Origin of the sequence: Rhizobacter sp. (genome assembly GCA_021153565.1) — a bacterium.
Taxonomy (GTDB): domain Bacteria; phylum Pseudomonadota; class Gammaproteobacteria; order Burkholderiales; family Burkholderiaceae_C; genus Albitalea.
Genome location: JAJKJU010000189.1, coordinates 1 through 12,185, shown reverse-complemented (window position 1 = coordinate 12,185; position 12,185 = coordinate 1). Strand labels below are relative to the sequence as shown.

The following is a 12,185-nucleotide window of genomic DNA, read 5'->3' as shown; positions in this document are numbered from 1 at the left end:
GGAGAGGGCGGGGGTGAGGGCCGTGGGCGGTGAATAAAGCCATGGGTTGCCATCACCGCAGCCCCTCACCCAACCTCTCCCCAGAGGGGAGAGGAGCCAATGCAAGACCTTGAAAGGGGTGGATACCAGAGGCTGAAAGTTTTTCGAGCGTGGCCGAGCAGCGCGTCAAAAGGGGCCTCCTGTAGGTGCGAAGCGCAGCCATGGCCCCGGCTATGGCGAGCATTGCAACGACGACGATGGATCTTTGAGCGTGCTGAACGGGCATGATGAAAATCCTCTCAGCCTCTCAAATTAGCGCGACGCCTGGCGAAGAAAACGCAGATGCGCTGGGCAAGCCCGCGCAGAAACTTCGCGAGCATCCAGGTCACGGTCACCATGACGACCAGCGCGACTGTCAATGCCGCGAAGAATGCCAACGGATGCGCCCACGACAGCCACAGTGCGACCGGCACGGCGCCATCGCCAAGCAGCGACATGCCGATGTTGGAAAAAGGCTCTGGCGAAGTGTTGACCGCGGCGCGCGTGGTGGCCTTCGCGATATGGCTCGTCGCGGCGAGCGTGCCGCCCAGCAGCGCCGCCACCATGGCCCACGTCGACTGGTCGGCACCGAACACGCTGGCCGCAAGCGCAGCGCCGGCGGGGATGCGAATGACCGTGTGAATCAAATCCCACAGCGAATCGACGCCCGGAATCTTGTCCGCGAAGAACTCGATGAACAACATCAGCCCGCTTGCGCCGAGCATGGCCGGGTGCTGCAAGACCTTGAGCCCCGAAGGCAGGTCCACCCAGCCCATTGCTCCCGCGAGGCCAGTGAGAAACACGACCGCGTACAAACGCAATCCGCTCGCCCAGCCCAGGGCTGCAGCGACGGAAAGCAGTTGCGGCGTGTCGAGGTTCATTGGGATGGCATTACTAGGCAAGCCAGGATGGCTTGCGCTTGTTGAGGAAGGACTGCACGCCCTCTTTGCCTTCTTCGCTCGCGCGGATGTCGGCGATGCGCCGGGCCGTGGTGTCCCTCAACTGCGGGTCGATGGGCAAGCCTGCGACCTCTTGCACCAGCGCCTTGCAGGCGCGCACGGCCATCGGAGCGTTGGCGATGATGGCAGCGACGATCTCGTCGACTTTCGCGTCGAGCTCTTCCGGGGGACACACCGCGTGAACGAAGCCAAGCGCCTGCGCCTGCAAAGCACCGAAGCGCTCCGCAGTCACGAAGAATCGTCGCGATGCCTGCTCACCCAGCGCGCGGATCACGTAGGGGCTGATGGTCGCGGGCAAGAGGCCGAGCTTGGCCTCGCTGAGACAAAAGTTGGCCGCATCCGACGCGACGAGGATGTCGCAAACTGCAGCCAGCCCCACGCCGCCGGCATAGCAGTCGCCGTGGATGCGGCCCACGACCGGCACCGGACAGCTGTAGATCGTCCACAGCATGTCCGCCAGCGCCTGCGCATCGTCCCGGTTCTGGTTCCAGGTGTAGTCGGCCATGGCGCGCATCCACGAGAGATCCGCGCCGGCGCAAAAGGCCTTTCCGTGGCCGCCGAGGACGATGCAGCGCAGGTCGGCATCGGCACCCAGCGTGCGAAACACGTTCGTGATTTCGGCGATCACCCCATCATTGAACGCATTGCGGACATCGGGCCGGTTGAGCCGCACATCAGCCACATGGGCCGAGAGGCGGCGAACGTCGAGCGGGTTATTCATCTGGACCTCACATGCGGAAGACGCCGAACTTCGCTTCGGGGATCGGTGCGTTCAGGCTCGCGCTGATGGCAAGCGCGAGCACGCGGCGCGTGTCGGCCGGGTCGATCACGCCGTCGTCCCACAGGCGAGCGCTCGAGTAATAGGGATGCGCCTGCTTTTCGAATTGGTCGAGGATGGGCTTCTTGAACATGGCTTCGTCGTCGATGCTCCATGAGCCGCCCTTGGCTTCGATGCCGTCTCGCCGCACGGTGGCAAGCACACTCGCGGCCTGCTCGCCGCCCATGCCGCTGATGCGCGCGTTGGGCCACATCCACAGGAATCGCGGCGAATAGGCGCGACCGCACATGCCGTAGTTGCCGGCCCCGAAGCTGCCGCCGATGATCACGGTGAACTTGGGCACGTTGGCTGTCGACACGGCCGTCACCATCTTCGCGCCGTGTTTGGCGATGCCTTCACTCTCGTACTTCTTGCCCACCATGAAGCCGGTGATGTTTTGCAGGAAGACGAGCGGAATCTTGCGCTGGCAGCACAGCTCGATGAAGTGCGCGCCCTTTTGCGCCGACTCGGAAAACAGCACGCCGTTGTTGGCGATGATGCCCACAGGCATGCCTTCGATGTGCGCGAAGCCGGTGACGAGCGTGGTGCCATAGCGCGCCTTGAATTCCTCGAACTCCGAGCCGTCGACGATGCGCGCGATGATCTCGCGCACGTCGAATGGCTTGCGCGTGTCGGTCGGGATGACGCCGTGCAACTCCTGCGTGTCGAAGAGCGGCGCGCGCGGCTCGATGCGAAGCATGTCGATGTTCTTGCGCCAGTTGAGGTGCGCCACCGAGTTCCGCGCGATGGCGAGTGCATGCGTGTCGTTTTGCGCGAGGTGGTCGGCCACGCCGGACAGGCGCGTGTGCACGTCGCCGCCGCCGAGGTCCTCGGCACTCACGATCTCGCCGATCGCAGCCTTTACCAGCGGCGGGCCTGCCAGGAAAATCGTGCCCTGGTTCTTCACGATGATGGACTCGTCGCTCATCGCGGGCATGTAAGCGCCGCCCGCAGTGCACGAACCCATGACCACGGCGATTTGCGGAATGCCCTGCGCGCTCATTTGCGCCTGATTGAAGAAGATGCGTCCGAAGTGATCGCGGTCGGGAAAGACCTCGTCCTGGTTCGGCAGGTTGGCGCCGCCCGAATCAACGAGATAGATGCACGGCAGGCGGTTCTGCTGCGCGATCTCCTGTGCGCGCAGGTGCTTCTTCACCGTCATCGGATAGTAGGTGCCGCCCTTCACGGTGGCGTCGTTGCACACGATCATGCAGTCGACACCCGACACGCGGCCCACACCCGCGATAAGGCCGGCGCCGGGCGCATCGTTGTTGTACATGTCGAGCGCGGCCAGCGGCGCGAGTTCGAGGAAAGGTGTGTCCGGGTCGAGCAGCATCTCGACGCGGTCGCGCGGAAGGAGCTTGCCGCGTGCGAGATGCTTGCCGCGCGGCCCCTCGCCGCCGCCCTGCGCGATCTTGGCGAGCCGGGCGTTGAGGTCGTCAACCAAGGCGCGCATCGCCGCTGCGTTGGCCTTGAAATCTTCTGTGCGCGGGTTCAGCTTGGACGCGAGCGCTGGCATCTTCTGTGTCTCCTCAAGAGCCGGTGGGCAAGCATAGCCCGCATGAGAAACCGGATTGCATTCGTAGCCGGGATGAAACCAGTGCAGAGATGGGCTCACGTGCAACCCATTCCCGGATTTCTCCGCGGGCCACGAAGCTTAGGTCGGACCACCCCGCACAGCGCGCCACAGAGGTTGCAAATCCTGCCAGCGTTGACGACACTCCAGGCGTGCCTATCCGCCCCTCGCCTGCCCTTCGCGCCGAACGCATCGCTGCCACCCCCATGGCTTTCGTCCGGGCCATCGTCCTTGGCTACGAGAAGTACGGCGTCGACCCGTCGAATGCACTCAAGCAGGCACAAATCACGCCATCTCAACTCCGCCGCGTTGATGCACGAATCACTGCGGCGCAGATGGAAGCGGTGTCTGGTGCCGCCATGCAGGAACTCGATGACGAGGCGCTGGGATGGTTCTCGCGCAAGCTGCCCTGGGGCAGCTACGGCATGCTGTGCCGCGCCTCCATCACCTCGCCCAACCTGGGCGTGGCCATCGCGCGCTGGTGCCGCCACCATCGGCTGCTCATTGACGACATCACGCTGCGGCTCGACATACGCGACAAGACGGCCCACTTCGTCATCGACGAGCGGCGGCGGCTGGGTGCCGTTCGCGAGTTCTGCCTCGTCACGAGCATGCGCTTCCTGCACGGGTTTGCCTGCTGGGCGATCGACTCACGCATCCCATTGCGCGAGGCGAGCTTTCCGTACCCAGCGCCACCGCACGACGATGTGTACGCACTCTTGTTTCCCGGAGAGGTCTACTTCAACGCGGCAAACGCCGGCTTCAGCTTCGACGCGCAATACCTCGCTATGCCATTGCGACGCGACGAAACGGCGCTGCGCACCATGCTGCAGCGCGCCTTGCCTTTGACGGTATTGCAGTACCGGCGCGATCGCCTCCTCGTGCAGCGCGTGCGCGAATTGCTGCGCCAGCGCAGCGCCGAACTCTCGACCGCGGAGGCCCTCGCACGCGAACTCAACATTTCCACGCGCACTTTGCATCGCCAATTGCAGGATGAAGGCGCTGCCTTGCAGGACCTGAAAGACGAAACCCGCCGCGATCACGCCATCGACCTGCTGCGCCGCAGCTCACGCCCGATCAAGCAGGTCGCGCACGCCGTCGGATTCGGCAACGAGAAGAGCTTCGCCCGCGCGTTTCGGCAATGGACAGGCACGTCGCCGAGCGAGCTCAGGAAGACGCGGGCGGAGTGAAGGCATCGTGCAAGGCCACGCAGGCAAGCTCGGACGCATACGCGGATCAAGCTCGCGCACGTGGAGCAGATAGGGATGCACTGCCCAGTAAGGATTTGGCCTATCATGCCCAGCCGTTCGCAGACGAAGCCTTCGCGCTCTCAGCCTCTCACTCAAGGATCTACCAGAGAACGTCCTCATAGTTTCTGAGCCCCACGGACGGCTTCTCATTCACAGTCTTGATCAACGTGCCGCCCAAGTCGTGAATCGAAACATCTCCATTCGGATAGTAGACCCGGGTGAGCTTGGGATCAGCGACCACGTATGTCTGCTGCTGCTGCATCGCGTGCTCGCGAAACCATTCTCGGCATCCACCACATTGCTGGCGAGAGACGCCGATTGACTCATTGTTGCCGTTGAGTCCATCTGCGATAGCCACGAGCTGTTCGGCATGGCTTGCTGCGGCGCCCCCCTGAACGATCGGCAGGTGCTTGTTGCCTCGGTTCTGCCGGAGATTTCCCTGATCTGATCGAGGATCATTCTGGCCGCCTGGCGTGTCCAGATGGAGGCCCGCTATTGAATACTGGACATTGAGCACCGTCAGATCTTCGTTGCTCCAGCCGTTCGGTAGTTGCGCACCCCCCACGGCAAACGTTCCGGCCTGATTGGCACCGGCAGCTTTCGTAGCGCGCTTTCGAGCCACCTTCATCCGGATGCTCAGGTCTGCCGGCGCATTCAGGGCGCTTTCAGCATTCGTTGGACTATCGTCGGGATTCCTTTTGTCTGTAAGGAAATTGTTGACGGTGGCGCTTAGCTCCCCTGCCGTATCAGAGCCGATCGCGTTCACGTGCATGGTGGGATGGTTCGGATCGGTAGCCGCTTGAGCCAACTCTGCCGCGGCGTTTGCACGCCCAGGGTCGCCCGGGCCTTCTGCGTCCCGCTCTTGCGCGGCCTGCATGGGTCGACGATCGCTCTGGGCTGCTCCTCTTGTCCCGAGGGCTGATGCGAATTTGGTGGTCGCCGCCTGGACGGCATCGCCTCCCCGACAGCAAGGATCGGTGGCCGGGTCACCCGGATTCAGGTTCGGCCGGGGCGCGTTCAGTGGCGACACGGCTTGCTGCAGCGTGCGCGAATTGGCAGGGGTGTGGTGGGGGGCCGCCTGTGGAGTGGACTTCTTCTGCGCGGGCTGCTGTGCAGGCTGCCGGGATGACTCGGGGCTTCGCTCGAACATGACTTTTGCTTTGGTGTTTGGCGTGTGTCACGCCCCCTTGAGGATCGGGTCTCAGGCACGAAGCACCCTGTCTTGCGGCTGAATAGCTGGCGATTGAGCTCTTCCATCGCAATGGCCTGGCCTCGCAGACGTGCTCGGGTGCAAGTGTCGCCACTCCGGCGGCATCGGGCATTCGGGTCGGCTTCACGCTGGGCATGGCGCGATTGTCTTGGCTATCAGGCCTCATGTTGTCTCGCCCCGTGCATCGTTGAGCAACAACCGATAGCGCTTGTGCCAACACGTCAAAGAGCGCGCGACGGATCGCGCGCCTTCCTTGCGAGATTCCTTAGGATTTGGCCCGGAATAAGTTCCCGTTTTGGGGGCGCTGGGCGGGATGCGATGCAAGGCGCTACTAGCGCCGTGTGGCGAGCCACACAAGTGAGGAGCAAGCCGCAGCGCGCCCGCCCAGCGCCCCCAAAACGGGAAATTGTTTCGGGCCAAATCCTTACTTGCCCCTGCGCCGACGCGCCACCGCGGGGAGCATGCTCAGGCCGGCCAGCATCAATGCATAGGTCTCAGGTTCGGGCACCACGGTGATCAGGTCACCACCGGTCGCCTGCTCGAGCCAGTCGTCGTAGGCGCCCACCATCATGCCGCCAAAGTACGTGCCAAAGGCGCCCGGGGTCTGGCCCTGGAAGGTGCCGCCGAAGGTGGTGTTGCCCGCCAGGAAGTACTCGCCGTTTCTGTAGATGAAAGTTGCCCCGCCGGAGTCGCCGCCTCCGATGTTGGTTTCCTTGTCGTTCGGAAGAATGGGCGTGCACACGCTGAACATGGTGCAGAAGGAATCCTGGCCCCGTCCGTCAAAGTCGGCATACCAGACCTCCTTCGGGCCGGCCGCGAAGTTTTGTTCGTCGTCTCGGTCGAACAGGTCCATGACGTTCTGTCCGCTGCGCTTGATTCGGAAGTCTGGGTCCACGCTGTAGCCGGCCACGCCGTCACCGGAGCGACCGTACCCGACCATGGTGAACACCTGGCCTTCGGTCAGGTCGCCAGTGAACGCGCGGTAAATCTTGGCGGCGTGAGGCGCGTCCTGATCCAGCGTCACGACGGCGATGTCATCGTTCAAGCAGAAGCCGGGCACACCGGAGGGGCAGTTGCCGAAGCCGTGGTAATTCGGGTTCATCGCCACGGTAGCCGCCGTCACGATGGCACGGCCCGGGTCGCCAGGGGTCGGACTTGCATTGAAGACGGCACGCACGCTGCTGCCGGGTTTGGTGAGGTCCACAACGGTGCCGTTGCCGTCGGTGTCGATGCAGTGGCCTGCAGTCACGACATGGCGCTTGGAAACCAGCGTTCCCGAGCAGATGAACGATTGCCCGTCGTACTGGACGTTGACGCTAACCACGCCCGAGAATGGCGAGCTTGCGGTGTTGGGATCAATCCGTTTGTCCGGCGAATCGGGCGGCGAGCCGGCAGGGTCACCGGCGACGATCAGCGAATGCACATCGGCGCCAGAGATCCGGGCCTGGACCGGGAAGCTGATGGCCGCCGACAGACCCGCGATCAGACCTACCACTGCGAATTTCGACTTCATTTTTTCTCCCTTGGTAAAGGCAACAATCAATGAATGCCGAAGCATTGGTCATGCTCATCCCACGCTCGGCAAAGTCCGGAAACCAATAGGTTGCGCACAATGATTCTGATTGTCATTCGTGATAAAGGTGCACCTTTGATCCCCGCATCCACGGGAGTCGTTTCCCCTGATGTTTTTTTCGCGACCTATATGGCGATGCATAGCATCAGCGAGACGATAAAAGGGTGCACCGTTCGCCAGAATCATGGACGCTTTCAGCGATGCCTTTGGACACTGGACTCACCGCCTTCGAACTGGTAAGCATTGCGAATAACGCGCATATCGATGTTCAGCGCTTGAGATGTTCAGCGCTTGAGACTCGCTAGACGATTCCTTGACGAAGCGTCTTCGATGAATTCAATGACGCCTTGGTCGATGGACTTCTGGAAAAACTCGCTCGCACGCGCCGTGTCGCCGTCCGCCAGATAGCGCTCGGCAATGTAGAAATAGGCTTCGCACAGCCGCTCAGCCGCCAAGCTGCCGGCCATGGCCGAGGCGATGACCGAATCTACGCTTGCCTTGCCGCGCGCCCAGTCCACGAGCGGACGCGGCCAGTCAGCGGGCAACTGATCGTCAGTGATGTCGGCGCCCGCCTGGGACAGGTCGAGCCCGCCGTGGCGAGAGGTCAGCGTGAGCCACACGATGGGGTAGCCGCGGCGCACCTGCGAGCGGTCCTTGAGCAACTCGTCGAGATCAATCTTGGCAGCCGCATAGTCCTTGGCAAAGTAGTTGGCCAGCGCACGCGTGTTGCGTGCCTCGCTGTCAGCGGCGTCCTTCGCCAGCACCCGGCCCGTGAGCTCGAGGGCGCTGGCGTAGTCCTTGTTTTGCAACGCGTTCACCGCCGCCGCGTTGATTGTCTCGGGCACGTCGGGCGACAGCTCGAGCGCCTGCTTGAAGTCCTTGGCCGCCTCGTCGTAACGGCCCAGGTTGTCGTACTGGATGCCGCGCGCCGTCAGCGCCTGGGCCTTCAGGTTGGGTGATAGGCGGCCTCCCGCGATCTGCGCCGACAGCACCTGCGCCTTGACGATGGATTGGTACTGCGTCTGCGTCTTGGGCTTGATTTTCTGCGACCGCACCGCTTCGTCGGTGTCCTTCAATTCGCGCCGCAAGGCGTCGAGACCCGGCAGGGTGATGGCCGGAGCCGACATGCTCAGTCCCACACGCTGCCCGAGCTTGTTGACCTGCGCCGTGTAGGCCTGCCAATCCTTGGGCTCGATCTGGTCGGTGAGCAGGCGCAATTCGCTCGCATACTCGCTGCGGCGCGCGCTGACCTCAGAGGTATTGCGCAAGGTGAAGAGGCTGTCGCCATCCTCGAGCTTGTTGCTGCTGGGCGTGGAATACACATCTTCCGAAAACTCGACGGCGCTCACGTGCCTGAAGATGCCCGGATAGGAAATCGCGAATGGGTCGCGGCGCATGGGCTCGCTGGGCATGCGCAGCGCATCGACGATGCTCCACTGCACCACGTCGGCCAACAGCAAGCGTTGATCGGGAAAGCGCCAGAACTCCGGAATCCAAAATCTCTGCACGAAGGTGACCGCGTCGTCCGTCTCCGAGCGCAGCACTTCCATCGGCGCATCGGTCACGATCTTCGGATAGGTGCGCGCGTAAGCCGTGCCCAACTGGGTCTGGATTTCCGCCATGGTGCGCGTGGCGAGCGACTCGCGCATCGCCTCGGCCAGATCACCTCGGTAGGTGATGCGCGATTCGAGCTTGGCGCCTTCGGCGAAATGGCCGACGCGAAAAGTGTCCTGCACCAGCATGCGTTGCTTGTCGAATGCAGTGGGCAGCGCAAGCAAGGCGTTCGTGCCTGCTGCGATCAGCAAGCCCTTGTCAAAGCCGATGGATTGGCGGCTCGCCAGATCGCCGGTCTGGTGGCTTCGCGTCGCGTCGAGAAAATGCGTCTTGCCGTTGAGCTGGACGCGGGCGATCACGTGGTCAAAGGCGAGCGGGCTCGGCAGCATCTCGTCCACGCGGCCGCGCATGAGCGTAGACACGAGCACCGGTACAGCTGGAATGTCGAGTTTGTGCAGCAAGGCGATGAGCAAAGACACTTTGTCCTTGCAATCGCCGAATCGCTGTTCGATGACCTTGTCGGGCAGCGCCGGCTTGTGGGTGTTGAGGCCGATCTCGGCGCCAAAGTACCGCACGTCGGCCTGCACGAAATGAAGCACCGCGACAAGCTGCTTCTCGGGATCGTTCGACATCGCGCGGATCTCGGCCGCCTTTTGGTCGATGGCCGCAGCGCCGCGCACCGCGTCCGAAAACAACCTGACGCCCCAGCGCGCCACGTCGGCCCAGTCCTCGAATTCGCTGAATTGCACTTCTTGTTTGAGCACCGCGCTGTAGGGGGCGCCGGAATCGGCATGCAGCTGCGGCACCGATTCGCGCCGGAAGATGGTTTCACGCACGCCGCGGTCCACCTTCGACGAGACCCGGATGTCCGGCGAACCGGCGCGGAACTTGATCTTGCGCGACTCGGGGGCCAGCAACCGGTACTGGTAGAGCGCTGCCGGCCCGCGGTGGGAAATCAGCCAGTCCATGCTCACGAAGCGACCGTCAAAGACCGGGTTCATGCCGCGAATCGAATAAGCGAAGTCGATCTGGTCGCCCACCCGAACGTCGTCGAGCACCATCGATGCGGTGATGCGGCCATCGTAGATGCGGCGCTCGAGTTGCGTCTCCCGCTGCAGGAGCTGAATCTTCTTGCGGTCAAGGCGCGTAGAGCGCTTGCCGTCGCGAACCACGTCGAAGTGGTGAAAGACGAGCGACTGGTAGCTCGGATCGAACTCGATCTCGATCTGCGATGCCTGGCCGAGGCCCGAGGTGTCGCCCACGACGCGAACCACATGGCTATACATCACCGCTGATTTGTCGTCCACGCGGGTCTGGTCGTCGACGACCCGGTAGCGCAGCGGCGCGGCGACGATGGGTGCATCGGCACTTTCCCTTGCCGGCACGACCCAGGCTGGTGCGGGCTCGATCGAGTAGCTGAAGGCAGTGGATGTGGCGACCGTCCTGGCTGGCTTCGCCTCTTTCTCGGCAGCAGCGCATTGGAGGGTGGCGAGGCCGGCAACCAGTGCCAACAGGGGGACAGCGTAGGTCATGGACGGCTCGGTGCTGTGGCGCGATCCGGATCGGATTACGTGCAGCACCGACTATATGCAGGAGCGTGGCGTTCGTACTGATGAATTCATAGCTTGAGTGAGACCCGAGGTGGGCTTTGGTGTCAACGCCCTTCCTCGGGTTTCACCCTTTCAACCACCCAATGGAAGCAATCCGGAAGGCCCTCGCATTTACTCCCTCTCCCTCTGGGAGAGGGTGGGGGTGAGGGCGACGACGGTGGAGAAAGCTCGGCCTGGGGTCTCAACGGCCGCAGCCCTCACCCCACCCCTCTCCCAGGGGGAGAGGGAGCAAAGGCGGTGTAAGTAACTGAAAGGTCCCGCGCCTCGCGAAGGATTTCAACCACATCCTGTCGGTCGAATTCCGCGCGCGACAGCGATGCGGTCGCCCCATGCAAGCCATGGTTCGCCAAGCGCTTGGCACGCCTGAGAGGCTGAGTTCTCAGCAAGGGCAGCCGTTCCATCAGGCACTGCCTGTAGCTTCCTGCTTGACAGCCTTTTTCGATGGCTTCTCGGCCACCGGCCCGCCCGCTTCCTTCCATGCAGTGAAGCCGCCCGCGATGTGCGCAACCCGAGGCATGCCCATCTCCTGCAAGGTCTGGGTTGCCAGCGCCGAACGCCAACCCAGGGCGCAGAACAGCACAAACTCCTTGTGTTGCCCAAACTCTTCGCGGTAATAGGGCGAGCCTGGGTCGACCCAGAATTCGAGCATGCCGCGCGGCGCGTGGATCGCGCCGGGAATCACACCCTCGCGCTCGAGCTCTCGCACATCGCGGACGTCCACGAACTGAACTTTCGGATTGCCGTGCAACGCCTTGGCCTGCTCGACGGTGTAGGTCGTGATAGCCGCTTCGGCCTCTTCGACCATGCTCTTGACGGCCTTGATCATCAGAAGGGTCCCTTCTCAAGCCAGCGCTCGATCTGGGCGCGGCGGTCGTTTCCCCAGAACGGCTCCTTGTCGATCATGAAGAATGGTGCACCGAAGACGCCGGAGGCGATTGCAGCATCATTCGCCGCCTTGAGGCGCACCTTCCAGGTCGGGTCGTTCCAGACGGATTCGGCCTCGGCCGGATCAAGGCCGAATTCAGCGGCCAGTTCCCTGAGACGGGCCGGGTCGCTCAGGTCCACGCCGCGGGCAAAGTAAGCACGAAGACAATGCCGAGCCCAGTGGCTCGCCGTCGCATCACGCTTGTCATTGAGCCACCAGAAGATGCGGGCGGCGTTTTGCGTGGGGATCGGAAACTTCTCCGGATTTTTCAGCGGCACGCCGGCAAACCGGGCTGAGCGCTCGAAGTCAAGGAACGAGTATTCGCGCTTGATGGGATAGTCCACCGGGCTTTTCAACCCCGCCGCCTGGAAGATGGCACCCAGCAGGATCGCCTTCCAGTTCACCGTGCTGCCATGCCGCGCGGCGAGCGCCTCGATCCACTCCGACGCGATGTATGAATACGGAGAGGAGAAGTCGAAATAGAAGTCGATGAAACGCGGGTTCACGGACGCAAGATTACTGCGCGGCGGACCCTTGTGTCATAGGCATTTCGTCGCCTGGGTGAAACCGGCCCCGACTGAGAGGCTGAGAATATTTCGAACGTGTCCGAGCAGCACGTCAAAAGGCGCCTGATCTAGGCGCAAAGCGCAGCCATAGCTTGGCTATGGCGAGCATTTGCAACGACGAGCAGGG

The 12,185-nt window shown here is 62.9% G+C and carries 9 protein-coding genes; 1 reads left to right on the top strand and 8 read right to left on the bottom strand.

Annotated features, from left to right (window positions below; all coding sequences use genetic code 11):
- Positions 1-278: 278 nt before the first annotated feature.
- Genes AC30NL_RS11940 through AC30NL_RS11930 form a run of 3 tightly spaced genes read right to left on the bottom strand, consistent with a single transcriptional unit; the run spans position 279 to position 3,313 of the window.
- On the bottom strand, positions 279-899 hold the full coding sequence (locus AC30NL_RS11940; RefSeq protein ID WP_489464221.1) for a DUF4126 domain-containing protein: 621 nt from the start codon (positions 897-899) through the stop codon (positions 279-281).
- Positions 900-912: 13 nt separating this feature from the next.
- Positions 913-1,698, bottom strand: coding sequence for an enoyl-CoA hydratase/isomerase family protein (locus tag AC30NL_RS11935; protein ID WP_489464220.1), 786 nt, complete (start codon positions 1,696-1,698; stop codon positions 913-915).
- Positions 1,699-1,705: 7 nt separating this feature from the next.
- A complete protein-coding gene (locus AC30NL_RS11930) occupies positions 1,706-3,313 on the bottom strand; it encodes a carboxyl transferase domain-containing protein (protein ID WP_489464219.1) in 1,608 nt (535 codons plus the stop codon).
- Between the two features lie 263 nt (positions 3,314-3,576).
- Between AC30NL_RS11930 and AC30NL_RS11925 the strand changes: the two genes are divergently transcribed.
- Positions 3,577-4,560, top strand: a complete 984-nt coding sequence (locus AC30NL_RS11925; RefSeq protein ID WP_489464218.1) for an AraC family transcriptional regulator — start codon at positions 3,577-3,579, stop codon at positions 4,558-4,560.
- A gap of 160 nt (positions 4,561-4,720) precedes the next feature.
- Here AC30NL_RS11925 and AC30NL_RS11920 read toward each other — a convergent pair whose 3' ends face one another.
- The 5 genes from AC30NL_RS11920 to AC30NL_RS11900 form a co-directional block, all read right to left on the bottom strand.
- Complete coding sequence (locus tag AC30NL_RS11920) at positions 4,721-5,497, bottom strand: hypothetical protein (protein ID WP_489464217.1); 777 nt, start codon at positions 5,495-5,497, stop codon at positions 4,721-4,723.
- A gap of 757 nt (positions 5,498-6,254) precedes the next feature.
- Positions 6,255-7,343: a trypsin-like serine protease gene (locus tag AC30NL_RS11915; protein WP_489464216.1), complete on the bottom strand. Its 1,089-nt coding sequence runs from the start codon at positions 7,341-7,343 to the stop codon at positions 6,255-6,257.
- 344 nt (positions 7,344-7,687) lie between these two features.
- Complete coding sequence (locus AC30NL_RS11910) at positions 7,688-10,489, bottom strand: DUF3857 domain-containing protein (RefSeq protein ID WP_489464215.1); 2,802 nt, start codon at positions 10,487-10,489, stop codon at positions 7,688-7,690.
- A 478-nt stretch (positions 10,490-10,967) separates the two neighbouring features.
- Positions 10,968-11,393 (bottom strand): rhodanese-like domain-containing protein, encoded by a 426-nt coding sequence (locus tag AC30NL_RS11905; RefSeq protein WP_489464214.1) that lies wholly within the window; start codon positions 11,391-11,393, stop codon positions 10,968-10,970.
- Complete coding sequence (locus tag AC30NL_RS11900) at positions 11,393-11,998, bottom strand: 2-hydroxychromene-2-carboxylate isomerase (RefSeq protein WP_489464213.1); 606 nt, start codon at positions 11,996-11,998, stop codon at positions 11,393-11,395. The genes AC30NL_RS11905 and AC30NL_RS11900 overlap by 1 nt, the downstream gene beginning before the upstream one ends.
- Positions 11,999-12,185 lie beyond the last annotated feature (187 nt).